This window comes from Pseudomonas sp. P179, assembly GCF_000478485.2.
Classification (GTDB): Bacteria; Pseudomonadota; Gammaproteobacteria; order Pseudomonadales; family Pseudomonadaceae; genus Pseudomonas; species Pseudomonas aeruginosa.
In genome coordinates this window covers 5,531,800-5,556,112 of the sequence record NZ_KI517354.1, presented here as the reverse complement: position 1 = coordinate 5,556,112, position 24,313 = coordinate 5,531,800, and the positions used below count along the sequence as shown (strand labels likewise).

General features: G+C 67.0%; 19 protein-coding genes. 10 read left to right on the top strand and 9 right to left on the bottom strand.

Annotated elements, in window-relative coordinates:
• Positions 1 to 23 precede the first annotated feature (23 nt).
• Both mexN and mexM read right to left on the bottom strand, forming a co-directional pair.
• A complete protein-coding gene (gene mexN, locus HMPREF1224_RS37880) occupies positions 24 to 3,134 on the bottom strand; it encodes a multidrug efflux RND transporter permease subunit MexN (RefSeq protein WP_003147398.1) in 3,111 nt (1,036 codons plus the stop codon).
• Complete coding sequence (gene mexM, locus HMPREF1224_RS37875) at positions 3,131 to 4,288, bottom strand: multidrug efflux RND transporter periplasmic adaptor subunit MexM (protein WP_003140285.1); 1,158 nt, start codon at positions 4,286 to 4,288, stop codon at positions 3,131 to 3,133. Before mexM ends, mexN begins: the two co-directional genes overlap by 4 nt.
• 180 nt (positions 4,289 to 4,468) lie before the next feature.
• Between mexM and lapG the strand changes: the two genes are divergently transcribed.
• Together lapG and lapD are read left to right on the top strand one after the other, a co-directional pair.
• Positions 4,469 to 5,182 (top strand): cysteine protease LapG, encoded by a 714-nt coding sequence (gene lapG / locus HMPREF1224_RS37870; RefSeq protein ID WP_003083022.1) that lies wholly within the window; start codon positions 4,469 to 4,471, stop codon positions 5,180 to 5,182.
• Complete coding sequence (lapD, locus tag HMPREF1224_RS37865) at positions 5,183 to 7,135, top strand: cyclic di-GMP receptor LapD (protein WP_010793985.1); 1,953 nt, start codon at positions 5,183 to 5,185, stop codon at positions 7,133 to 7,135.
• A 106-nt stretch (positions 7,136 to 7,241) separates the two neighbouring features.
• Here lapD and lasI read toward each other — a convergent pair whose 3' ends face one another.
• The gene (gene lasI, locus HMPREF1224_RS37860) at positions 7,242 to 7,847 is read right to left on the bottom strand and encodes an acyl-homoserine-lactone synthase LasI (RefSeq protein ID WP_003083017.1); all 606 of its coding nucleotides are present in this window, start codon (positions 7,845 to 7,847) and stop codon (positions 7,242 to 7,244) included.
• A gap of 131 nt (positions 7,848 to 7,978) precedes the next feature.
• Here lasI and rsaL point away from each other — a divergent pair, with 131 nt between their 5' ends.
• A complete protein-coding gene (gene rsaL, locus HMPREF1224_RS46010) occupies positions 7,979 to 8,221 on the top strand; it encodes a quorum-sensing transcriptional regulator RsaL (RefSeq protein ID WP_003083010.1) in 243 nt (80 codons plus the stop codon).
• Here rsaL and lasR read toward each other — a convergent pair.
• The 3 genes from lasR to HMPREF1224_RS37840 form a co-directional block, all read right to left on the bottom strand.
• Complete coding sequence (gene lasR, locus HMPREF1224_RS37850) at positions 8,211 to 8,930, bottom strand: transcriptional regulator LasR (protein ID WP_003082999.1); 720 nt, start codon at positions 8,928 to 8,930, stop codon at positions 8,211 to 8,213. The two genes, rsaL and lasR, sit on opposite strands and share 11 nt — an antisense overlap.
• A gap of 450 nt (positions 8,931 to 9,380) precedes the next feature.
• Complete coding sequence (locus HMPREF1224_RS37845) at positions 9,381 to 12,089, bottom strand: cation-transporting P-type ATPase (RefSeq protein WP_010793984.1); 2,709 nt, start codon at positions 12,087 to 12,089, stop codon at positions 9,381 to 9,383.
• A 165-nt stretch (positions 12,090 to 12,254) separates the two neighbouring features.
• Positions 12,255 to 12,686 carry an acetyltransferase gene (locus HMPREF1224_RS37840; RefSeq protein ID WP_003082981.1) on the bottom strand — a complete coding sequence of 144 codons (432 nt, stop codon included), beginning with the start codon at positions 12,684 to 12,686 and terminating at the stop codon, positions 12,255 to 12,257.
• Positions 12,687 to 12,945: 259 nt separating this feature from the next.
• On the opposite strand from HMPREF1224_RS37840, the gene HMPREF1224_RS37835 reads away from it, so the two are divergent.
• The gene (locus HMPREF1224_RS37835) at positions 12,946 to 14,535 is read left to right on the top strand and encodes a hypothetical protein (RefSeq protein ID WP_010793983.1); all 1,590 of its coding nucleotides are present in this window, start codon (positions 12,946 to 12,948) and stop codon (positions 14,533 to 14,535) included.
• On the opposite strand, the gene HMPREF1224_RS37830 is transcribed toward HMPREF1224_RS37835, so the two are convergent.
• On the bottom strand, positions 14,501 to 16,105 hold the full coding sequence (locus HMPREF1224_RS37830; RefSeq protein WP_074198720.1) for an ATP-binding cassette domain-containing protein: 1,605 nt from the start codon (positions 16,103 to 16,105) through the stop codon (positions 14,501 to 14,503). The two genes, HMPREF1224_RS37835 and HMPREF1224_RS37830, sit on opposite strands and share 35 nt — an antisense overlap.
• 196 nt (positions 16,106 to 16,301) lie before the next feature.
• Between HMPREF1224_RS37830 and HMPREF1224_RS37825 the strand changes: the two genes are divergently transcribed.
• A complete protein-coding gene (locus tag HMPREF1224_RS37825; protein ID WP_003087031.1) occupies positions 16,302 to 16,637 on the top strand; it encodes a hypothetical protein in 336 nt (111 codons plus the stop codon).
• On the opposite strand, the gene HMPREF1224_RS37820 is transcribed toward HMPREF1224_RS37825, so the two are convergent.
• Complete coding sequence (locus HMPREF1224_RS37820; RefSeq protein ID WP_010793981.1) at positions 16,595 to 17,206, bottom strand: tRNA-uridine aminocarboxypropyltransferase; 612 nt, start codon at positions 17,204 to 17,206, stop codon at positions 16,595 to 16,597. The genes HMPREF1224_RS37825 and HMPREF1224_RS37820 overlap by 43 nt on opposite strands.
• Positions 17,207 to 17,499: 293 nt before the next feature.
• On the opposite strand from HMPREF1224_RS37820, the gene bdlA reads away from it, so the two are divergent.
• Complete coding sequence (gene bdlA, locus HMPREF1224_RS37815) at positions 17,500 to 18,753, top strand: biofilm dispersion protein BdlA (RefSeq protein ID WP_003082971.1); 1,254 nt, start codon at positions 17,500 to 17,502, stop codon at positions 18,751 to 18,753.
• A gap of 3 nt (positions 18,754 to 18,756) precedes the next feature.
• Here the strand turns inward: bdlA and HMPREF1224_RS37810 are convergent, their stop codons facing one another.
• Positions 18,757 to 19,650, bottom strand: a complete 894-nt coding sequence (locus HMPREF1224_RS37810; protein WP_003082969.1) for a LysR family transcriptional regulator — start codon at positions 19,648 to 19,650, stop codon at positions 18,757 to 18,759.
• A gap of 206 nt (positions 19,651 to 19,856) precedes the next feature.
• On the opposite strand from HMPREF1224_RS37810, the gene speB reads away from it, so the two are divergent.
• The 4 genes from speB (at position 19,857) to HMPREF1224_RS37790 (ending at position 24,265) form a co-directional block, all read left to right on the top strand.
• The gene (speB, locus tag HMPREF1224_RS37805) at positions 19,857 to 20,816 is read left to right on the top strand and encodes an agmatinase (protein WP_003082966.1); all 960 of its coding nucleotides are present in this window, start codon (positions 19,857 to 19,859) and stop codon (positions 20,814 to 20,816) included.
• Positions 20,817 to 20,830: 14 nt separating this feature from the next.
• Positions 20,831 to 21,250 carry a YybH family protein gene (locus tag HMPREF1224_RS37800; protein ID WP_003109911.1) on the top strand — a complete coding sequence of 140 codons (420 nt, stop codon included), beginning with the start codon at positions 20,831 to 20,833 and terminating at the stop codon, positions 21,248 to 21,250.
• Between the two features lie 18 nt (positions 21,251 to 21,268).
• The gene (locus HMPREF1224_RS37795; protein WP_003112429.1) at positions 21,269 to 22,780 is read left to right on the top strand and encodes a purine-cytosine permease family protein; all 1,512 of its coding nucleotides are present in this window, start codon (positions 21,269 to 21,271) and stop codon (positions 22,778 to 22,780) included.
• A gap of 93 nt (positions 22,781 to 22,873) precedes the next feature.
• The gene (locus HMPREF1224_RS37790) at positions 22,874 to 24,265 is read left to right on the top strand and encodes a sodium:solute symporter family protein (protein WP_003100479.1); all 1,392 of its coding nucleotides are present in this window, start codon (positions 22,874 to 22,876) and stop codon (positions 24,263 to 24,265) included.
• Positions 24,266 to 24,313: the final 48 nt, after the last annotated feature.

The following is a 24,313-nucleotide window of genomic DNA, read 5'->3' as shown; positions in this document are numbered from 1 at the left end:
AGGAAAGCCGCGTCCGTTACGCCTCATGTCGCCGTCGCCCCAGCGGTTCCGCCGTCCGAGGTCGTCGTCCCGCGCCGGTGGAACAGCCGCTCCAGGGCCAGGTATACCACCGGCGTGCTGAACAGGGTCAGCACCTGGCTCACCAGCAGCCCGCCGACCACCGCGATGCCCAGAGGCTGGCGCAGCTCGGAACCGGTGCCGAAGCCGATCATCAGGGGTATCGCGCCCAGCAGCGCGGCCAGGGTGGTCATCATGATCGGCCGGAAACGGGTCAGGCAGGCCTGGTAGATCGCCTGCTCCGCGCTCATGCCCTGCTCGCGCTGGGCGACGATGGCGAAGTCGACCATGAGGATGCCGTTCTTCTTGACGATGCCGATCAGCAGCACGATGCCGATCAGCGCCATGATCGAGAAGTCCTGGCCCCAGGCCCAGAGCAGGAACACCGCGCCGATCCCCGCCGAGGGCAGGGTCGAGAGGATCGTCAGCGGATGTACGAAACTCTCGTAGAGCACGCCGAGGATGATGTACACCGCGATCAGCGCGGCGAGGATCAGCAGCGGTTGCGAGGCCAGCGAGCTCTGGAAGGCCTGCGCCGCGCCCTGGAACACGCCGATAATGGTCGAGGGCATGCCGATCTCCTCCTGGGCGCGCTGCACCGCCTGCACCGCCTCGCCGAGGGACACCCCGGCAGCCAGGTTGAAGGACAGGTTGACCGCCGGGAACATGCCGTTGTGGTTGATCTGCAGCGGCCCGGAGCGCGGCGCCGCGACCTTGGCGATGGCCGACAGCGGGACCATCTCGCCGCTCAGCGGCGAGCGCAGGTAGAACCAGTCCAGGCTTTCCGCGCGGCCGCGCTGGCGCGCATCGAGTTCGAGGACCACCTTGTACTGGTTGACCTCGGTCTGGTACTCGCCGACCTGGCGCTGGCCGAAGGCGTCGTAGAGGGTCTGGCTGACATCCTCGGCGCTGAGGCCGAAACGCGCCGCGGCCACCCGGTCGATGTCCAGCGCGGTGACGCTGGCGCCGACCTGCAGGTCGTTGGACACATCCATCAGCCCCGGCACCTGCTTCAGGCGCTCGGTGAGGCGTTGCGCCCAGAGCGCCAGCTGGGTGCTGTCGCTGCTGCGCAGGGCGTACTGGTACTGGGTCCGCGAGGGTCCGGAACTGAGGTTGATGTCCTGCGCCGCGCGCAGGTAGAGCATGATTCCCGGCACCTTGGCCAGTTGCGGGCGCAGCCGGTCGATGAACTCGCCGACCGAGACATCGCGCTCGCCACGGTCCTTGAGGACGATCCAGAAACGTCCGTTGGCCAGGCTCTGGCTACCGCCGGTGACGCCCACCGCATGGTTGTAGCTCTGCACCGCCGGGTCGCTGGCGATGATCTCGGCCAGTTGCCGGTGCTTGGCGACCATGTCGTCGTAGGAGATATCCTCGGCAGCCTGGCTCGTGCCGAAGACGAAGGCGGTGTCCTGCAAGGGGAAGAAACCCTTGGGAATCCCGACGTAGCCGGCCACCGCCACCAGCACGGTAAAGGCGAAGCCGACCAGCATCAGCCGCTGGTGCCCGAGCGCCCAGCGCAGGCCGCGTTCGTAGCCGCCGGTCAGCCATTCGGCGAAGCCCTTTCTCGGCGCTTCGGCATGCCGCAATGCCGGCATGAAGCGCGAAGCCAGCATCGGCGCCAGGGTCAGCGAAGCGACCACCGAGATCAGGATCGCCACCGTCACGCTGACCGCGAATTCGCGGAACAGCCGGCCGACGATCCCGCCCATGAACAGCAGGGGAATGAACGCGGCGATCAGCGAGAAGCTGATGGAAATCACGGTAAAGCCGATCTCCGCCGCGCCCTTGAGCGCCGCCTCGACCTTCGAGGCGCCCGCTTCCAGGTGTCGGTGGATGTTCTCCACGACCACGATGGCGTCGTCGACGATGAAGCCGACAGCGATGATCAGCGCCACCAGGGTCAGGTTGTTGAGGGTGAAGCCGAGCACGTACATCGCCGCGAAGCTGGCGCTCAGGGACACCGCCAGCACCGTGGCGACGATCAGGGTCGCCGACAGCTGGCGGAGGAACAGGCCCATCACCAGCACCACCAGGCCAATGGTCAGCAGCAGGGTCAGTTCGACCTCGTGCAACGACGAGCGGATGGTCCGGGTGCGGTCGTTGAGCACGTCTACCTCGATGGTCGCCGGGAGCATCTCGCGCAGGCGTGGCAGCGCGGCCTGGATCGCGTCGGCGGTATCGACGATGTTCGCCCCAGGCTGGCGCAGGATCACCAGCGCCACCCCGGGCACGCCGTTCGGCCAGGCCTGCACGTAGTCGTCCTCGGGCGCCGAGACGATCCGCGCCACGTCCTTGAGGAACACCGGCGCGCCCTGGCGGTAGGCGACCACCAGGTCGTCATAGTCGCTGGCGTTGAACAACTGGTCGTTGGCCGCGAGGGTCGACACCCGCCCCTCGCCGTAGAGCGCGCCCTTGGCCAGGTTGACGCTGGCCGACTGCAACGACTGGCGCAGGTCGGCCAGGGTCAGCTGGTAGGCGGCGAGCTTCTCCGGCTGGGCCTGGATGCGGATCGCCGGGCGCTGCTGGCCGACCACGAAGATCTGCCCCACGCCGTTCACCTGGCTGAGCTGGCGGGCGAGGATGGTCTCGGCGTAATCGCTGAGTTCGATCAGCGGCATCATCTCCGAGTTGACCCGCAGGATCATGATCGGGCTGTCCGCCGGGTTGACCTTGCGCCAGGTCGGCAGGTTCGGCATGTCCACCGGCAGCCGCCCGGCCGCGGCGTTGATCGCCGCCTGGACCTCCTGGGCGGCGACGTCGATGCTCTTGTCGAGGCTGAACTGCAGGGTCAGGGTGGTGGTGCCCAGGGCGCTGCTGGAAGTCATCTCGGTGATCCCGGGAATCGCGCTGAACTGCACTTCCAAGGGGGTGGCCACCGACGAGGCCATGGTCTCCGGGCTACCGCCGGGCAGCAAGGCGTTGATCTGGATGGTCGGGAAGTCCGCCTCCGGCAACGGCGCCACACCGAGCCGGAGGAACGCCAGCAGCCCCAGCAGCAGCGAGGCCAGGGTCAGCAGCGCGGTGGCGATCGGGTGCCGTACGCACCAGCCGGAAATCCCGGCGCGCGGCGTCACGGCCGCCGCTCCGTGGCCTGGGCCAGGCTCGGGCGCGGCTCCTGGATATCGACCAGGGCGCCGGGCATCAGCCGCGAGTGGCCGTCCACCACCACCTGGTCACCGCTGGCCAGGCCTTCCACCACACTGAGGCCGTCGATGTCCTGGAGCACCCGCACCGGCACCGCCTCGACCCGGTCGGCGGCGACCCGGTAGACGAAATTACCCTCCAGGCCGCGGCGCACCGCCTTGCTCGACAGCACCAACTGGTCGCGCCGGACCCCGGTGTGCAGGCTCACCGCGACGAACTGCCCGGGCCAGAGCCGGGCCTGGCGGTTATCGAAGGAGGCGCGCACGCGGATGGTACCGGTGGAACTGTCGATCTGGTTGTCGATGGTCAGCAACCGGCCCTCGCCCAGCGCGCTCCCGCCGTCGCGGCTGTAGGCGCGCACCGCCGCCTCGCCGCCGAGCAGCGCCTGCAACTGGGGCAACTGTTCCTGTTGCAGGGAGAAGACTACGGAGATCGGTGCGATCTGGGTCACGCTGAACAGGCCGAGACTGTCGCCGACCCGCACCAGGTTGCCGACATCGACGTTGCGGATACCGACCTTGCCGGATACCGGCGAGGTGATCCGGGTGTAGGACAGGCGCACCCGCTCGGCGTTGATGGTGGCATCGTTGGCCTTCAGGGTCGCGCGCAACTGGTCGACCGTCGCCTGCTGCTGGTCCAGCAGTTGGCGTGACACCGCACGCTCGGCATACAGGCTGCGGTAGCGTTGCAGGTCCTGCTCGGCGGATTTCAGCTGGGCCTGGTTGCTCGCCCTGGAGGCCTGCGCCTGCTCCAGCGCGGCGACGACGGCGCGGTCATCGATGGTCGCCAGCAACTCGCCCGCCTCGACCATCTGCCCTTCGCTCACCAGCAGGCGGGTCAACTGGCCGTCGATCTGGGTGCGGATCACCACGTTGTGCAACGAAGTCACCGTGCCGATGCCGCTGACCTGTTGCTCGACGTCGCGCCGCTCCACCCGCGCCACGTTCACCGGGACCCTGGCCGGCGCGGGCGCCGCCTTCGCCCCGGCGTCGCCGCCGAGCCATGCCCAACCGCCGAAGGCGACCAGGCCCGCCGCCAGCACGCCCACCAGGACCCGTCCCCCACCACTGCGCAACGCCTGCATCTGTCCACCTTTCCCAGTAGCCGGCCTCGCGCGGCCGACTTCGTTCTTCTTTATAAGCAGCGCAGCGGGACCCCACCCTGACCCCTGAATGACAATCCTGTCAGTTTCGCCGGACACCCCGCGCTGGCAGGCCGCCCGGCGCTCTCGTAGACTTCGCTGAGTCCTTCCGGAGCCCGCTCGATGTCCCCAACCCCCGGCGCCCGCCGGCCCTGCCCCAGGGCCTACGCCCCCTGGCTGCTGTCGCTGGCGGCGACATTGCTGCTGGCAGTCGGCGCGGCGCTGGCGCAGTGGGACCTGGAGTCGATACTGAGCCGTGCCGAGCAGCGCTACGGCGAGCTGGGCGCGGCGAAATCACGCCTGGGCGACTGGGGCCGCCTGCTCGAACAGGGCGGCACGCTCGACGAAGCGGCCAAGCTGCGCGCGGTCAACGACTTCTTCAACCGGTCGCTGCGTTTCACCGACGACATCGAGATCTGGCAACAGGAAGACTATTGGGCGACTCCGGTCGAGGCGCTGGTCAAGGGCGCCGCCGACTGCGAGGACTACGCCATCGCCAAGTACGTGACCCTGCGTCGCCTCGGCGTCGCCAGCGACAAGCTGCGCATCACCTACGTCAAGGCCCTGCGCCTGAACCAGGCGCACATGGTGCTGACCTGGTACGCCAGCCCGGGCGCCGACCCACTGGTGCTGGACAACCTGATCGGCGAGATCCGCCCCGCTTCGCAACGTGACGACCTGTTGCCGGTGTACGCCTTCAATGCCGAGGGCCTCTGGCTGCCCGGCGCCGACGGCGGACGCCGGACCGGCGACAGCAAGAAGCTGTCGCGCTGGCAGGACCTGCTGACCAAGATGCGCGCCGAAGGCCTCGACCTCGACGCACCCAAGGAGGATTGAATGTCACTGCTCAAGCAATTGTTCCTCGCCATCTGCCTGTTCCTCGTCGTCGCCTTCAGCGGCAGCTTCGTCAGCAGCGTGGAGAACTCCCGCGAGCAGTTGCGCGGCCAGTTGCGCTCCCACGCCCAGGACGCCGCCACCGCCCTCGGCCTGTCCCTGACGCCACACGTGGACGACCCGGCGATGGTGCAACTGATGGTCAGCTCGATCTTCGACAGCGGCTACTTCGCCAGCATCCGGGTGATCGACATCAAGAGCGGCAAGCCGCTGGTCGAGCGCGTGCAGGCGCATGCCGAGCGTACGGTGCCCGGCTGGTTCGAACGCCTGGTGGATCTCCAGCCCCAGGGTGGCGACGCGCTGATCATGCGCGGCTGGGAACAGGCGGCGCGGGTCGAGGTGGTCAGCCATCCGCAATTCGCCCTGGCGCGCCTGTGGGACAGCGCCCTGGGCAGCCTCTACTGGTTGCTGGCCTGCGGCGCGGCGAGCCTGCTGCTTGGCGGCTGGCTGCTGCGCCGCCAACTGCGCCCGCTCGACCAGATGGTGCGCCAGGCCCATGCCATCAGCCGGCGGGAATTCCTCAGCCTGCCCAGGCTGCCGCGCACGCCGGAGCTGCGCCGCGTGGTGCAGGCGATGAACCAGATGGTGGAGAAACTTCGCACGCTGTTCGCCGAGGAGGCTGCGCGTAGCGACAAGCTACGCGCCCAGGCCTACCAGGACAGTCTCACCGGCCTGCCCAACCGGCGCCTGTTCGACGCCCGCCTCAACGAACAGCTGGGTGCCGGCGAGCACGAGCATGCCGGGCAGCTCCTGCTGCTGCGCCTGAACGACCTGAACGGGCTCAACCAGCGTCTCGGCGGGCAACGCACGGATGAATTGATCCAGGCGGTCGCCCGCTTGCTGGTCGACTCCTGCGGCCAGCAAGGGCGCACCGACTGGCTGCTGGCCCGCAGCCGCGGCGGCGAGTTCGCCGTGCTGGCTCCCGGTTGCTCCCGCGAGCAGGCCGAACGCCTGGCCGAGGAACTCTGCGAAGGCCTGGAGAACCTTGCTCGCACCGGTGCCAGCGATCTCACGCCGGTCGCCTATCTCGGTATCAGCGCGTTCGCCGAAGGCGACTCGCCCGCGGATCTCCTGGCCCGTGCCGACCAGGCCCTGGCCCAGGCCGAAAGCCAGCCCGCCCAGCCCTGGGCGAGCCAGGACGGCACCGCGCTCGCGGCGCTCAACGATAGCCAGGACTGGCACGACTGGATCGACCAGGCCCTGACGGAGCGCTGCCTGCTGCTCTATTTCCAGCCGGTGGTGGACTGCCTGGACACCCAGCGCGTCCTCCACCACAAGGTCCTCGCGCGTCTGCTCGACCCGCAGGCCACGGCCATCGCCGCCGGGCGCTTCCTGCCCTGGATAGAACGTTTCGGCTGGGCCGCGCGCCTGGACCTGGCGATGCTCGAACAGAGCCTGGAGCACCTGCGGCGCCATCCACGGCCGCTGGCGCTGAGCCTGTCGGCCGCCAGTGTCCGCAATGCGCAGACGTTTGCCCCGCTACTGGCCCTGCTCAAGGCGCATCCGCAGGAGGCGCGCCAGCTGACCCTGGAACTGGACGAGCGGCACCTGCCAGCCGCGGCCGAACTGGAACGCCTCAGCCAGGTCCTGCGCGAACTGGGCTGCGGTCTCGGCCTGCAGCATTTCGGCGGCCGCTTCAGCCTGATCGGCAACCTTACCCATCTGGGGCTGGCCTACCTCAAGCTGGACGGCTGCTACCTGCACGCCGTCGACCGGGAAGGCGACAAGCGGTTGTTCATCGAAGCGGTCTATCGCACCACCCACAGCATCGATCTACCGTTGATCGCGGAACAGGTGGAAACCCTCGGTGAACTCGAAGTACTGCGGGAAATGGGTTTGCGTGGCGCCATGGGACGCCTGTTCGGCAGCCCGGCGCCCTGGTCCGGGGATGCCTGATAGCGAGTCCGGAGCGGGTCGGACTCGCTTTACAGCGGATTCGGCATCGACGCCAGGCGCTCCCTCTCCGACAGAGAACGCGCCGGCGCGAGCCGACAGGTCCCCGTCATGAAACCGCCAGTCGCTGTTCCACCAGCACTCCCCCGTAAAGCGCGATCTGGGTCTTGGCATTGAGTTCGATGCGCAAGGCCACCGCGCGCTCGATGCCGATCTTCAGGTGCGGACCGAAGCGCGATACGTCCAGGCCGGCACGGATCATCATCTTCTCCACGCCTACGGTGGTTACCGTCACCAGCGTCTGGATGTCGTTCTGCAGGCTGTAGCGGGCCAGCGCGCGCATCGCCTCCAGCGTACAGTCGGAAAAGCCCAGCGAGCCTTTCTGTCCAGAGTTGATGGCGAAACGGCTGAGTTCCCAGATGTGCGGCGAGCAAGGCGCTTCCTTGCCGTGCAGAAGCTCCGGGAAGGTGTTCTTCAGCATGTAGGGGCCAGTGGTATCGAGAATTCGCCAGCAACCGAAAACCTGGGCTTCAGGAGTATCTTCCTGGATCAACATGTAATAAGGACTGAGTGCGTCATAACCATCGATTTCCATCTCGTCGATGACACTAACGTCCCAGCCTTTGCGCTCCTTGAACACTTGAGCACGCAACTTGTGCATCTCGCCCAGCAGTTTTTTATCGAACTCTTCGCGCCGACCAATTTGTACGATCATCTTCACTTCCTCCAAATAGGAAGCTGAAGAATTTATGCAAATTTCATAATTTTATAACTAGCAAATGAGATAGATTTCGGTGAACCCGGACCCTTGCTAGGCTCGAAGAAACGTCCGAAAAGATCAGAGCAATGGCTTCACACGAGAGAACACAGCCCCAAAACATGGCCTTCCGGGCAAAGGCCACCCGCACCGCCCGACGGGAAAGCCAGGAAACTTTCTGGAGCCGCTTCGGGATAAGCCAATCCTGCGGCAGTCGTTTCGAGAATGGCGAGAACCTGCCCTTCCCTATATATCTGCTTTTGCATTTCTATATAGAAGGGCAAATTACCGATCGCCAGCTCGCCGACCTGAGAGGCAAGATCAGAGAGTAATAAGACCCAAATTAACGGCCATAATGGCCGCTACGCGGCGGGAGGTCACACCGAACTTCCGCCGAATATTTCCCATATGGAAGTTCACATTGGCTTCCGAGCAGTTGCAGATAACCGATATCTCCCAACTGGTCTTGCCGATGGCGCACCACTGCAACACTTCCTTCTCCCGGCTGGTCAGAACCACCGGTTTGCTGACCGGATGTTCGAAGGCCAGTCCGGCACCGCTCTGCAGTGCGTAGTCCTTGAGCATCCACAGGGTCGGCAGGACCGACTCCATGAAACGGTTGGCCTCGGCCCGGTTTTCCGCTTCCACGCTGAGGCTCAGCGCGCCGAGTTCGCCGCGAGCACCATGCAGCGGCATGGTCAGCCCATACACCAGGCCGGCGGCCGAGGCTTCCTCGAAGAACTCGTGCTGCTTTCGCGTCTGGTAGATGGACGGTTCCCAGAAAATCGGCAGTACGCTCTGGGTACAGTGACTGACCGTCGGGTCGACCCGCGCGTAGCCAGCCCGGTCGTAATGCTCGCGCCAGGCGGCCGGGTAGTTGCCGACGATGAAGGCGTTCTCGTAGTCCTGGCTGTCCTTAGGCAACAGGCCGAAGAGGATCTTCGAGAATCCAAGGTCGCTCGCCATCTTCTGCAGGATGGCGCTCCACTCCAATTTTCCACTTGAGCGTTCCAGCTCAAGAAAACCGTCAACCAAGGCCATAGCGCTACGTTCTTCTTAAACTATTAACCAATCAGCCAAATATGGATTCGGCACCCGATATCCGGCACGTTGTACGGCAGTCCGAGAATCCCGGCTTCCTGCCGAGGCGCATGCGCCCGTGCCCGACGACCCCTGAAGATGTCCAGTCAGCCCACTCTATAGAGTTGGCGTTGTGCCGGAAAGGCACATTTCAGTCCCACTTAACAATAGACCGCGGCGTTTGATGCACCTAGTACGATACCCGTCCTAGAGGGTAAGCAAACGTTTAAATGTGATCTAGATCACATTTTATGCGAACTGAATACCCAGTCACGCCTGGTCCCCGGGTTCACTGTCGGCCCATCGCCACGCGTGCGACCGCTCTCGGCCGGGCGATCCGAGGCGCAGTCGTCGGTGCGCGGCGCACGCGCAAAGGCACAGCGCCGTGGCCAAAGGGGCGACCTCGCGGCATCAGGCCTGCCGGGCACGAACCCGGCGACATAGCCACTTTTCCAGTTCGGCGACGCAGAACAGGCCAAGCCCGGCCAGCAGCACCCGCGCCCACTCGCCCAGGGCCAGGCCGACCGAGCCGAACAGCGCCTGCAACGGCGGCGCGTAGGTATAGAGCAGTTGCAGCACCACGCAGGCGGCGATCGCCAGCAAGACCTGGCGGTTGCCGAACAGGCCCTCGCGGCTGAGCACCGAATCGTAGATATGCCGGCTGTTGAGCAGGTAGAACATCTCGCACACCACCACGCTGTTCACCGCCATGGTCCGCGCGCTCTCCAGCCCGGTGCCATGCTCCAGCTCCCAGAGGAACAGGCCCAGGGCGCCCGCCATCATCAGCAGCGAGACCAGCAGCACCCGCCAGACGAAGAACAGCGACAACAGGGGCTCCGCCGGCGGACGCGGCGGACGCTGCATCAGGCCGCGCTCGGCCGGATCGAAGGCCAGCGCCAGGCCCAGGGTGCTGGAGGTGACCATGTTGATCCAGAGGATCTGCGCCGGCGTCATCGGCAGGGTCAACTGGAACAGGATCGCGGCGATCACGATCAGCGCCTCGCCACCGTTGGTCGGCAGCATGAAGAGGATGAATTTCTTCAGGTTGTCGTAGACCGCCCTTCCCTCGCGCACGGCATTGGCGATGGTGGCGAAATTGTCGTCGGCGAGGACCACCTCGGCCGCCTCCTTGGCCGCCTCGGTGCCCTTGTTGCCCATCGCTACGCCGACGTCGGCGCGCTTCAGCGCCGGCGCATCGTTGACCCCGTCGCCGGTCATCGCCACCACCTCGCCGCTGGCCTGCAGGGCCTGCACCAGGCGCAGCTTGTGCTCAGGGCTGGCGCGGGCGAACACATCGACGCCCGGCAGCACTTCGCGCAGGCGCTGGTCGTCGAGCAACTCGATCTCCGCGCCGGTCAGCGCCGGCCGGTCGATGCCGATCCCGAGCATGGCGCCGATCGCCCGCGCGGTGTCGACGTGGTCGCCGGTGATCATCTTCACCGCGATACCCGCCGCCTGGCATTCGGCGACCGCGGCCACGGCTTCCTCGCGCGGAGGGTCGATGATGCCCACCAGGGCCAGCAGGGTGAAGCCATGTTCCACGTCGGCGAAATCCAGCGTGCGCTGCTCCGCCGGCATCGCCCGTCGGGCGATGGCCAGCAGGCGCAGGCCGCGAGCGGCGGTGTCGGTGGCCAGGCGCCGCCAGTAGTCCGGGTCCAACGGCCGCACCGAGTCGCCCACCCGTTCAGCCTCGCACATGTCGAGGATGCGCTCCGGCGCGCCCTTCAGGTAGACCATCGCCTGGCCCGCGTGGTCGTGGTGCAGGGTGGCCATGAAGCGATGCTCGGACTCGAACGGAATCGCATCGCTGCGTGGCCGTTCCGCCGCCAGCGCCTGCGGATCGAGGCCCAGCTTGAGGCCGAGGCTGAGCAGCGCGCCTTCGGTGGGGTCGCCCTCCAGTTGCCATGCCTCGCCCTCCTGGTGCAGGCGCGCCTCGTTGCACAACAGCGCCGCGCGACCGATCTCCTGCAGATCGTCGCGTCCGGCGGGATCGAGGCCTTCGCCGTTGTGGCTGAAACCACCCAGGGGGGCGTAACCGGCGCCGCTGACCTCGATTACCTGGTCGGCGGTGACGATACGCTGCACGGTCATCTCGTTGCGGGTCAGGGTGCCGGTCTTGTCCGAGCAGATCACCGTCACCGAACCCAGCGTCTCCACCGCCGGCAGGCGGCTGACGATGGCGTTGCGCCGGGCCATGCGCTGTACGCCGAGGGCGAGGATCACCGTCATGATCGCCGGCAGTCCCTCGGGAATCGCCGAGGCGGTCAGCGCCACCACCAGCATGAACATGTCCACCATCGGCTGGCCCTGCCAGAGGGTGCCGAGGACGAAAGTGGCGCCGGCCAGCAGCAGGATCGCCAGGGCCAGCCAGCGACTGAAGCTGGCGATCTGTCGCAGCAGCGGAGTGGCCAGGGTGCGGACTTCGCGCAACAGCGTACCGATCCGGCCCAGTTCGGTATCCCCGGCGGTGGCGACCACCACTCCGCGCGCCTGGCCGCTGGTCACCAGGGTGCCGGAATAGGCCATGCAACGGCGGTCGCCGAGCAGCGCGTCGATGGCCACCGCGACGCAGCCCTTCTCCACCGGCACCGACTCGCCGGTCAGGGCCGACTCGTCGACATGGAAGTTCTTCGTTTCGAACAGCCGCAGGTCGGCCGGCACCCGGTCGCCGGAGGCCAGCAGCACCACGTCGCCCGGTACCAGGCGTTCGGCGTCCAGCGCCTGGCGCTGGCCGTCGCGCAGGACCAGGGCATGCAGCGAAAGCATGTCGCGGATGGCGTCCAGCGCGTTGGCCGCCTTGCCCTCCTGGACGAAACCGATCAGCGCGTTGACCACCACCGCCAGGAGGATTACCGCACTGTCCACCCAGAAGCCGAGCAGCGCGGTGACCAGCGAGGCGAACAGCATCATGTACAGCAGGACGTTGTGGAACTGCCGCAGCAAGCGCAGCAGCGGCCCCTGGCGTTTCGGCGCGGGCAATCGGTTGTAGCCGTGCGCCGCCAGGCGGCGGGCGGCTTCGTCCGCGTCCAGGCCGGCGGCGGAGCTGTGCAATCGTTCCAGCACCCGTTGCGGCGGGCTGGCATGGGCGTCGCGGGAAGACAGGGGTGGGATGCCGTTCATGGGATTCCTGCGCCTCGTTCTGATGAACAGAACTATCGGGCAGGCCTGCGCCGCAACGTTTGACCTGTCTCAAACGGATGCTTGCAGTTGAAAGCATCTGGCCGGGGAAAACTTTTCCGGATGTTGCGCGGCACCTCGCTCCACAGGGCGAGGTGCCGCGTCCTCCTACAGGCTCATGTGCAGCAGCGGGAACGGCCGCCCCGCCGAGTCGGTCGCGGAGCGGCCGGTCTGGCGGAACCCATAGTGTCGATAGAAGCCGCAGGCCTGCGGGTTCTGCTCGTTGACATCGACGCTCAGGCGCGGCCAGGTCGCCCGCGCATGATCGAGCAGGCGTCGGCCGATACCCCGGCCGCGCAGCCCGGGTTCGACGAAGAGCATCTCGACATGCGCCTGGTTCAGGCCGATGAAGCCCTGGGCCACGCCGTCGTCGTCGACCAGCACCCAGACCTCGACGGCCGGCAGGTACAGGTCGCGGACCTGTGGGTAAAGCTCGACGATGTCCGCTTCACTGAGAAAGTCGTGGGTCGCGCGGACGGAACGTTCCCACAGGTCGACCAATGCCGTGTTGTCGGCGTCGACGCGCTTGCGAATGTGCATGCTGGATTCCTTTATCCGAAAGATTCCAGGTAGAACGAAAGGCAGCCGCGACCGCCAGGCCGGGCGCCACGCTGAGGTTCGTCGCCTGGATGCCCGTGGCGCGAATCAACGCATGGACGGTGCACAGCGGCGGCGACGAGGGAGGAAGGGAGCGCCATCCTAGAAGAAAACGACCGGTCGGAACAGCCGCTCTTCCCATGCTTTTCCCGAAACGACGAATGAACGACACTGCGCCCGACTCTTTTTCCCGGTATCGCCCATGCCCAACTCCCCGCTTCCTTCCGGCCGCAGGCTGCCCGCTTGCGCCTTCGCCGACATCGGCGAGCCCTACGCCGTGTTCCAGGCTCCCGGCGGCGCGCTCCTTGCGGTGGCCAGCGCCTTTCATGGGCAACACCCGGGCCGACAGCTCGACGTCTACGAACAGAGCCTGCGCCTGTACCGCGGCGGCGACCTCGAATGCATCGCCGTCCTGCCGGACCTGGGCTTTCCGCTCAACGCCATCGCCTGGCACCCGAGCCGGCCCGTACTGGTGATCGGCGGCGGACGCTACGACGGCGGCGCCTTCTTCGAAGGCGGTCTGCTGGCCTGGGACTACGCGAGCGGCAAGACCCAATCGCTGCTCGCCGACAACCGCGAAGTGCTCGCCTGCGACTTCGAGGACGACGGCCGGCGCCTGACCTTCACCGTCGCCCCCAGCGACGACCTGGAGGACCGACCGTTGTTCCGCCAGCGCCATTCGCTAGCCTTTCCGGTCGACGCCCCACTGGTGCTGGACGACCTGCCCGGCACCCGCCTGCCCTTCGACTGGGCCCTCTACCCTGCCTCGACACAACGCGAAGCAGCGCTGCCGATCCTGGAAAACCTCGCCCTGGGCAAAGATCGGCGGTTCCTGCATCGTCCACCGGTGTGGGACCTGTGCTTTCTCGACGGACAACGCCTGGCCATCGCCCGCGCCAACCCCCGGCTCGAGCTCTGGAATCTGGCCGACGACAGCCTGCGCAGCTTCGAACTGGCCGAACGGGGCCAGTGCCTGCAGGTCTTCCATAACGCCACGGACGACAGCCTGCTGGTCAATCTGCAACTCGGGTATGCCGCCCAGCGACTGTTCAAGGTGCCGCTGACACCGGGACAACCGCTGCTCCTGAGCGACTGCCGCCATCTGCTGGCGCAATCCGCCCAAGGCGGTTTTCTCGCCCGCCAGATCGCCCTCGAGGGCAAAGACCTGGAAGACCTCGTGCTCGACCCGGCCGGCCGGATCATCCACAGGCGCCGTCTCGGACACTACGACCTGTTCAACCACCATCTGCGCATCGACCGTGGCGAAGCCTTCTTCTACCTGGCCGGCAATCCGCCGGAGCAGCACCAGGACAAGGGCCTGTTCCGCCTCGACCCGCAGACCTTCAAGACCTGCGAAGTGCTACGCCTGGAGCGCCACCCGGAGCACTTCAACAACCTGCACGGCTGCCTGCTGGGCAATCGCCTGCTGCTCAACGCCAAGGTCTACAACTCGCCGCATCACGCCTACGGTACCCAGCGCCTGACCTGCTACGACCTGGAGAGCCGCGGCACGCTCTGGGGCGCGACCCTGTCCGCCCAGGTCAGCGCCTTCGCGCCGTTGCCCGGCGGACAATGGATCGCACTGGCGCTGGTCGATGGTCAGGTCGAGGTACGCGACCTCGCCAGCGGCGAATGTCGCTGGCGCTACCGCACGGCAGACGCCATACCGCTGTGCCTGGCAGTCAGCGACAAACTCCTCGCCATCGGTTTCAGCCACGGCGGAGTCAGCCTCCTGCAGGTCGCGGCGGATGGCCAGCTCATCGGTCCTCCAGGCGCCAACCCGCGGCAGTAGCCCGCAGTTCGCCGTCCAGCGCCAGGTGGCGGAGAAACACCGGGTCGTGGGACACCACCAGCAAGGCCCCACGGTACTGCCCGAGCATGCTTTCCAGGGCCTGCCGCGCAGCCAGGTCGAGGTGGTTGTCCGGTTCGTCGAGCAGTAGCAGCTGCGCCGGCCGGTCGGCGTAGAGCACCAGGGCCAGGGCCGCCTTCAGGCGTTCGCCTCCGCTCAGCGTCGCGCACGGCTGGGCGAGCCGTTCAGCCGGCAAACCGAGTTGCGCCAGGCGCGTGCGCAGCCAGCTTTCGCCGCGACTGCGATTGACCTCCAGCAACTGCTCCAGCACGCCTCGCCCGTGGTCCAGCACGCTCAGCCGCTGGTCGAGATAGGCGGCGCCCACCGTCACCGCGCAGGTCCCCGCCAGCGGCGCCCGTTGCCCGGCCAGCAGCCGCAGCAGGGTCGACTTGCCGCTGCCGTTCGGGCCGACCAGTGCCAGCCGTCGCGGACCGCTCAGGAGCAGGTCGATTTCGCGCAACGGCCCGCGCAGATGCGGCAGGACCGCGCCCTTCAACTCTACGATCCGGCGCTGTGCCGCCAGTTCGGCATCGGGCGAATCGAGCAGCAGCGGCGACGCCTCCTCGACCTCCCGGGCAGCCTCGCGCACCTCGCGGTCGAGACGCTCGCGCTCCGCCTGGTGGGCGTTGCGCAGCTTGCCGGCGCTGACCTCGCTACGTTCCCTGAACCCACCGAGCAGGATCTTCGCCTGGTTCGCCGTCTTGCCTTCGCGCCGGCCGCTGGCCTGGCGCCGCTCCTGGCGCTGCTGCTGTTCGCGCATGGCCAGGGTCTGCCGCTTGCGCTCCAGACGACGCTGGTCCAGGCGACGTTCGGCGGCCTCGCGCGCCTCCTCCCGGCTCTGCGCGTAGAAGGAATAGCCGCCGCCATAGCTGCGCAGGCCGAGGGTCGACAGCTCGACGATCCGCTGCATGCCCTCCAGCAGTTCGCGGTCATGGCTGACCAGCAGCAGGCCGCCGTCCCATGCCGCCAGGCGCGCCCGCAGCAAAGCGCGTGCCGGCCCGTCGAGAGGGTTGCTCGGTTCGTCGAGGATGAGAAAGTCGGCGTCGTCGAGGAATGCGCCGAGCAGCGCTACGCGCATGCATTCGCCGCCGCTCAGGCGTTCGCTCGGGGTATCCGCGCGGAGATGGCCGAGCAGGGCGTCGGCCAGGCGTTGGCGGATGTCCCAGCGCTCGCCCAGGCATTCGTAGTCGGCGGCGTCGAGGCTACCCGCCTCGATCCGCGCCAGCGCCTCCAGCCATGGGCGGACGCCAGCCAGGTCGGCGACGGTCGGATACTCGGCCGGATCGAGCTGCTGCGCCAGGTAGCGCACGCGCCCCTGGCGCCGGACGCTGCCGCTGGACGGCTGCAAGTGTCCGGCGAGCAGGCGCGCGAGCAGCGACTTGCCGACGCCGTTGCGTCCCACCAGCCCGGTGTGCCGGGTGTCGAAGGTTTCGTCGAGATCGGAAAACAGAAGGCTGCCGTCCGGCAGCTGGAAAGAGACGCCATCGAGCGTCAGGGTCGACGTATTCGTCATGGATACCCCCTTGATGCCATGCATTCCCCCGGGCCCTCGGGCCAGGGACGGAAAACCGGCCGTGCGGACACGGCAGCATCAAGTGCGCATCGGACGAACACCTCGTAAGGAAGGAAAGACCGCGGCAGTCTACTCCGCCCATGCGGTCCCGCCAATCGGGCATACTTTTCGCTTTCGACAGACACGACCGACCGACATGGCCAGACTGCGCATCGCCGAACTCTTCGAACGGGAACCCTCGCGCTGGGGCGGCCGTGGCGACCCCTACCTCTGGCAGGAAATGGCCGGGCAACTGGCGGACGCGCCCTGGCCGGCCTCCGCCGCGGCCCTGGAACGCCTGCTCGGCGAGACCTTCGAGCGCCTCAGCGGCCATCCGCTGGAATACGATGCCCTGATCTACCTCGCGCGCCACGCCCACGGCGGCATGTCCAGCGGCATGGTCAGCCCAGAGTTCTGGCGCGAAACGGCGATCCCGGAACTGCTCGACCGCTATCGGCGGCGGCGCTCCTGGTTGAGATGGTTGCGCCGGTAGGTATCCTCCCCCATCGCCGCGATCTGCCCCTCGATCAGGGCATCGAATGGCTTCAGCAGGGCTTCGTGGGTACGCGGCGCCTCCAGTTCGTCGAGCGCCGCGGCGATTGCCTCGATGGTCGACAGCGCGCCCTCTCCCGGCGCCTTGCGCAGGCGATAACGCGACGCCGTGCCTTCGGCCAGGCTCACCCGCGGCAGGGCCGCCAGGGCCGGGTTCAGGTGCAGGAGCTTGCGCGCCTTGCGCCAGGTGCCGTCCGGCACCACCAGCAGGAGGGGCTCGCCGGCGGCCTCGGCGGCCATCCCCGCCAGCGCTCGCGCCTGCTCGCCGGGAAACAGCAGGCAGGCCCGGTAGCCCGGCACTCGCCAGGTCTCCTCGGCGAAACGCTCGCCGACCCGCAATTCCGCATTGCGCAAGCCGAGCACGGCCAACCCTGCGGTATTCAGCGCGTGCCCGGCCTCGCTGGGGTGCTGCAGGACCAGCACCCGCGTACGCGACGGCAAGGAGGGAATCAATGCGCAGAGGCAGTGGCTGGCGGGGCGAGCGCAACGCTCGCAGCGGATACGTGACATGGGACGACTCCTGGAAGGGGCCCAGTGTGCCACAGGCGGAGAGGCATTCTCTCGCTCGCAAAAACGTCATATTTCCGACGAATGGCAGCAACTTTCTTCACCCATTAAGAATAACGACGAATTTTTGTCGTTCGATGAAAAAATACAATCGTCCCGCCCTCTCAACTCCCGTCCGTCCGCGCCGAAGACTGGGATGAGCCCCTCTCTATCCAAGGATGTTTCTCATGTTCACTCGCAAGTACCGACAGATGAACGCCGACTTGCAACAGCAACTCGCCGCCGAGCGCCTGCACATGGCAGCGCTGGACCGCTCCATGGCGCGCGTGGAGTTCGACCCCGACGGCAACATCACCGATGCCAATGAGAATTTCCTGACCCTGCTGGGCTACCGCCGCGACGAGATCCTCGGCAAACCGCATCGCCAGCTTTGCGACGGCGCCTACGCGCAATCGGAAGACTACCGGCGCTTCTGGGAACGCCTGCGGCGCGGCGAACACTTTTCCGGCCGCTGCAAGCGCATTACCCGCGAGGGCCGGCCACTCTGGCTGGAAGCCACCTACAACCCCGTACGCGACGGGCAGGGTCGACTGCTCAAGGTGGTCAAGTACGCCAGCGACATCGATGCCATCGTCCACCAGGAACACGAGATGCAGAGCAAGCTGGATGCCCTGTCCCGCTCGATGGCGATGATCGAGTTCGACCTCGACGGCAATGTCCTCGCGGCCAACGACAACTTCCTCGCCACCATGGGCTATGGCCGAGCCGAGCTGGCCAGCGCCAACCACCGTCAGTTCTGCGAACCGGGCTACCGCGACGGCCCGCAGTACGCCGACCTCTGGCGCCGCCTGAACCGCGGCGAGTACGTCACCGGGCAGTTCCGCCGGGTCCACCGCAACGGCCAGCCGGTCTGGCTGGAAGCCAGCTACAACCCGGTCTACGACGCCGACGGCAAGCTCTACAAGGTGGTCAAGTTCGCCAGCGATGTCAGCGACCGCATGCGCCGCTACCAGGCCGAGGCGGACAACGCCCACCAGGCCCATACCCTGTCCACCGAGACCCGCACGGTCGCCGAACACGGCGCGCTGATCATCCAGAGCGCGGTGGAGGAAATGCTCAAGATCGCGAATACCCTGGATGCTTCCTCGCTGAACATCGGCGAACTGTCACAGCACTCGCAACAGATCACCTCGATCGTCAACACCATCCGCGAGATCGCCGAGCAGACCAACCTGCTCGCCCTCAATGCCGCCATCGAGGCCGCCCGCGCCGGCGACCAGGGTCGCGGCTTCGCCGTGGTGGCCGACGAGGTGCGGCAACTGGCGGAACGCACCAGCAAGTCGACCAAGGAGATCGCCGACATGATCGGTCGCATCCAGACCGGCACCCGCAGCGTCATCGACGACATGCAGCACAGCCAGGAACAGGCGCGGCGCGGCGTGGAGCTGGCCAACGAGGCCGGCGCGGCGATCCTCGGCATCCGCGAGAGCACGCACAAGGTGGTAGAAGCGGTGCAGCAGTTCTCGCGCACCCTCAACGCCGATCTCTAGGGCTCAGGCCAGGCTCATCTGCGTCCGCAACTGGTCGCGGAAGGCCTGGATCAGCGGCTCGCGCGAGCGGCCGCGACGGAGGATCAGGGAGAATGGCGCCTGGTAGCCGAAGGTCGCCGGCAGCAGGGCGCGCAGGCGCCCCTGCTCGACCCACGGGTGGGCGTAGTGCTCCGGCAGGTAACCGATGTAGCCGCCGGAAAGGATCAGGATCAGTTGCGCCTCCATGCTCTCCACCGTTCCCGCGCTGTGCTTGAATCCGTGCCGGGCCAGCTCGGCCTGGCTCCAGTAGCCGCGGCCGACCATGCGTTGCTGGGTGATCAGATCGGCGGGAATTCTCCGCCCGTCGAACAGCGGATGCCGGTCGCTGCAGTACAGCCAGTGCTGTTCGCGGTACAGCGGCTGGTAGACCAGTCCGTTCATGCGACTGGAAAAGGCGCCGATAGCCAGGTCCTGGCGGTTCTCCAGCACGCTCAGTTGCAGTTCGTAGGGGCTCTGCACCAGCAGGTGCAGGTGAACCGCCGGGTGTTCGCGGCTGAAGGCGCCGATCACCTCGGCCAGCGGCAGCGCCGGGTCGCTCACCGTGGAATCGAGCACGCCGAGGTTCAGGGTGCCGCGCAGCTCGCCCTTCAACGCCAGCGCGTAGCGTTCGAAGCCTTCCAGTTCGCCGAGGATGCGCAAGGTTTCTTGGTGGAACAGCTCGCCCTTGCTGGTCAGGCTGAAGCCACCGCGGCCACGGTGGCAGAGCACGATGCCGAGCTGGTTCTCCAGTTGGCTCATGTAGGTGCTGATCGCCGAGGTCGACAGGTTCAACTCCTGCTGGGCGGCGGCGAAGCCCTGGTGGCGCACCACCGCGGCGAAGATGCGCAACAGGCGCAGGTCGGGCAAGGCGTTGGACACGGCGACTCCGGTTTGCGGGCGAGGATTTCGGACTGCGGGCCGAGGCAAAGGCCGCCGTCCAGGCTCGGCGGCGAAGTCTAGCCGCTTCGCCGTTAGTTTAGAAATCTCTGAACTGATTATTTGTAGCCAGCGATTTGACTCGCTACCGGCTGTGAAGAGAATCCATCCGACCCCTAAAACAACCACAACGACCGTGAGGCCACCCCGTGGACAAGAATCTCCACCAGCCCCTGGGCGGCAATGAAATGCCCCGCTTCGGCGGCATCGCCACCATGATGCGCCTGCCCCATGTCCAGTCCCCCGCCGAACTCGACGCCCTCGATGCCGCCTTCGTCGGCGTGCCCCTCGACATCGGCACCTCCCTGCGCTCCGGTACCCGCTTCGGCCCCCGCGAGATCCGCGCCGAATCGGTGATGATCCGTCCCTACAACATGGCCACCGGCGCCGCCCCCTTCGACTCGCTGAACGTGGCGGACATCGGCGACGTCGCGATCAACACCTTCAACCTGCTGGAAGCCGTGCGCATCATCGAGCAGGAATACGACCGCATCCTCGGTCACGGCATCCTCCCGCTGACCCTCGGCGGCGACCACACCATCACCCTGCCGATCCTCCGCGCGATCAAGAAGAAGCACGGCAAGGTCGGCCTGGTCCACGTCGACGCCCACGCCGACGTCAACGACCACATGTTCGGCGAGAAGATCGCCCACGGCACCACCTTCCGCCGCGCGGTGGAAGAAGACCTGCTGGATTGCGACCGTGTTGTGCAGATCGGCCTGCGCGCCCAGGGCTACACCGCCGAGGACTTCAACTGGAGCCGCAAGCAGGGCTTCCGCGTGGTGCAGGCCGAGGAGTGCTGGCACAAGTCGCTGGAGCCGCTGATGGCCGAGGTCCGCGAGAAGGTCGGCGGCGGCCCCGTCTACCTGAGCTTCGACATCGACGGCATCGACCCGGCCTGGGCGCCCGGCACCGGCACCCCGGAAATCGGCGGCCTGACCACCATCCAGGCGATGGAAATCATCCGCGGCTGCCAGGGCCTGGACCTGATCGGCTGCGACCTGGTCGAAGTCTCGCCGCCCTACGACACCACCGGCAACACTTCGTTGCTGGGCGCCAACCTGCTCTATGAAATGCTCTGCGTCCTCCCGGGCGTGGTGCGTCGCTGAGCCGTAGCGCGACCATGACCGACGACCGCGTCGAACAGGTGCTGGAGGCCGCCCGCCGACTGGTGGCGGCCTTCGCCCGCAACGATGCCGAGGCCTATTTCGCCGCCTTCAGCGAGGACGCCAGCTTCATCTTCCACAACTGGCCTCAGCCGCTGCGCTCGCGCGCGGCCTACCGCGAGTTGTGGGAGCGCTGGCGACGCGAGGACGGCTTCGAAGTGCTGGCGTGCGAATCCAGCAATACCTGCGTCAGCCTGCAAGGCGACCTGGCGATCTTCAGCCACGATGTCGCCACCCGGCTGCGCCTCCAGGGAACGGAAAGCCTGAACCGGGAACGGGAAACCATCCTGTTCCGCCTAGAACAACAAGAAGGCCGTTGGCTGGCCTGCCATGAGCACTTGTCGGCGATGCCGGAGTACCTGCCATCGACTAGCTAGCTCTCCCGGGAGAACGTCATGGATAACAACAATAACCAACACGCAATCACACGCATCGAAACCTTCGGGGTCGAACAGATTCCCGACCACGAACGCAACGCCACGCCGGTCGATCTGTTCCGCATGATCTTCGGCGGCGCCAATACCTTCGCCACCGCCGTGCTCGGCAGCTTTCCGGTGCTCTTCGGGCTGTCCTTCCAGGCCGGGCTGTGGGCGATCCTGCTGGGCGTCACGCTGGGCGCGCTGATCCTCGCCCCGATGGGCCTGTTCGGCCCGCTCAACGGCACCAACAACGCGGTCTCCTCCGGCGCGCACTTCGGCGTGCACGGGCGCATCGTCGGCTCCTTCCTCTCGCTGCTGACCGCCATCGCCTTCTTCTCGCTCTCGGTGTGGAGTTCCGGCGATGCCCTGGTCGGCGGCGCCCGGCGCCTGGTCGGCCTGGAAGAGAGCGAACTGAACCTGGGCCTGGCCTACGGCCTGTTCGCCGTGCTGGTGCTGACCGTATGCATCTACGGCTTCCGCTTCATGCTGCTGGTCAACAGGATCGCCGTGTGGGCCGCCAGCCTGCTGTTCCTGCTCGGCCTGTTCGCCTTCGCCGGCCCCTTCGACGCCGCCTACGCCGGCAGCGTGCAACTCGGCCAGCCGGGCTTCTGGGCCGCCTTCATCGGCGCCACCCTGCTGGCCATGAGCAACCCGATCTCCTTCGGCGCCTTCCTGGGCGACTGGGCCCGCTACATCCCGCGCCAGACCTCGCAGGCACGGATCATGCTGGCGGTGATCGGCGCGCAGCTGGCGACCCTGGTTCCCTTCCTGTTCGGCCTCGCCACCGCGACCATCGTCGCCGTCCGCGCGCCGGACTACATCGCTGCCAACAACTACGTCGGCGGCCTGCTGGCCATCGCTCCCGGCTGGTTCTTCCTGCCGGTATGCCTGATCGCGGTGATCGGCGGCATGTCCACCGGCACCACTTCGCTGTACGGCACCGGGCTGGACATGTCCAGCGTGTTCCCGCGCCTGCTCTCGCGGGTGCAGGCCACGGTGCTGATCGGGGTCGCCTCGATCGGCTTCATCTTCGTCGGCCGCTTCGCCTTCAACCTGGTGCAGAGCGTCTCTACCTTCGCCGTGCTGATCGTCACCTGCACCACCCCGTGGATGGTGATCATGCTGATCGGCCTGCTGACCCGTCGCGGCTTCTACCGCCCGGACGACCTGCAGGTGTTCACCCGCGGCCAGCGCGGCGGCGCCTACTGGTTCGAGCACGGCTGGAACTGGCGCGGAATGGGTGCCTGGATTCCCAGCGCGGCAGCCGGCCTGGCCTTCGTCAACCTGCCGGGGCAATTCGTCGGTCCGCTCGGCGAACTGGCCGGCGGCATCGACCTCAGCCTGCCGGTCGCCCTCGGCCTGGCCGCCCTGCTCTACCTGGCACTGCTGCGCCTGTTCCCGGAACCGCCTTGCGTCTATGGCCCGCGAGGACCGCGCTGGGTGCGCGCGCACGGCACGCGGAGGGCACCGGCGATAGCCACCGCCTGAGGTGGGGGACACACACGGCGGGACGCCAGCGTCCCGCGCTTCCGGCGCCTCGCCGGATACAACAATGACAATGAGAAACTTGGGAGACCTGATATGGCCCTCGACATATTCGTCGTTCTGATCTACGCCGCGGGCATGATCGCGCTGGGCTGGTACGGCATGCGCCGCGCCAAGACCCGCGACGACTACCTGGTGGCCGGCCGCAACCTCGGCCCCGGCTTCTACCTGGGAACCATGGCCGCCACCGTCCTCGGCGGCGCCTCCACCATCGGCACCGTGCGCCTGGGCTACGTCCATGGCATCTCCGGCTTCTGGCTGTGCGGCGCGATCGGCCTCGGCATCGTCGGCCTCAGCCTGTTCCTGGCCAAGCCGCTGCTGAAGCTGAAGATCTACACCGTCACCCAGGTCCTGGAGCGTCGCTACAACCCCGCCGCGCGCCACGCCAGCGCCCTGATCATGCTGGTCTACGCACTGATGATCGGCGCCACCTCGACCATCGCCATCGGCACCGTCATGCAGGTCCTGTTCGGCCTGCCGTTCTGGGTCTCGATCCTGATCGGCGGCGGCGTCGTGGTGCTCTACTCCACCATCGGCGGCATGTGGTCGCTGACCCTGACCGACATCGTGCAGTTCCTGATCATGACCGTCGGCCTGGTGTTCCTGCTGATGCCGCTGTCGATCAACGACGCCGGCGGCTGGGACGCCCTGGTAGCCAAGCTGCCGGCCAGCTACTTCGACTTCACCGCGATCGGCTGGGACACCATCGTCACCTACTTCCTGATCTACTTCTTCGGCATCTTCATCGGCCAGGACATCTGGCAGCGGGTGTTCACCGCCCGCAGCGAGACCGTGGCCAAGGTCGCCGGCTCCGCCGCCGGTATCTACTGCGTGCTCTACGGCATGGCCGGGGCGCTGATCGGGATGGCCGCCAAGGTCCTGCTGCCGGACCTGGAGAACGTCAACAACGCCTTCGCCAGTGTGGTCGAGCACAGCCTGCCGAACGGCATCCGCGGCCTGGTCATCGCCGCCGCCCTGGCGGCGCTGATGTCCACCGCCAGCGCCGGCCTGCTGGCGGCGTCCACCACCGTCACCCAGGACCTGCTGCCGCGCCTGCGCCGCGGCCGCGGCCAGTCCGACAACGGCGACGTGCACGAGAACCGCATCGCGACCCTGCTGCTGGGCCTGGTAGTGCTCGGCATCGCCCTGGTGGTCAGCGACGTGATCAGCGCCCTGACCGTGGCCTACAACCTGCTGGTAGGCGGCATGCTGATCCCGCTGATCGGCGCGATCTACTGGAAGCGCGCCACCACCGCCGGCGCCATCACCAGCATGACCCTGGGCTTCCTTACCGTGCTGGTGTTCATGATCAAGGACGGCCTCGACGCCAATACGCCGATCTACTACAGCCTGGCGGTCGGCCTGCTCAGCTTCGTCCTGGTCAGCCTGTTCTCGCGGCGCCCGACGGGTGTCGCCAGCGCCGCCTGAACCAGGCACAACCCCGACAGGCGAGGGACTTTCCCTCGCCTTTTCCAT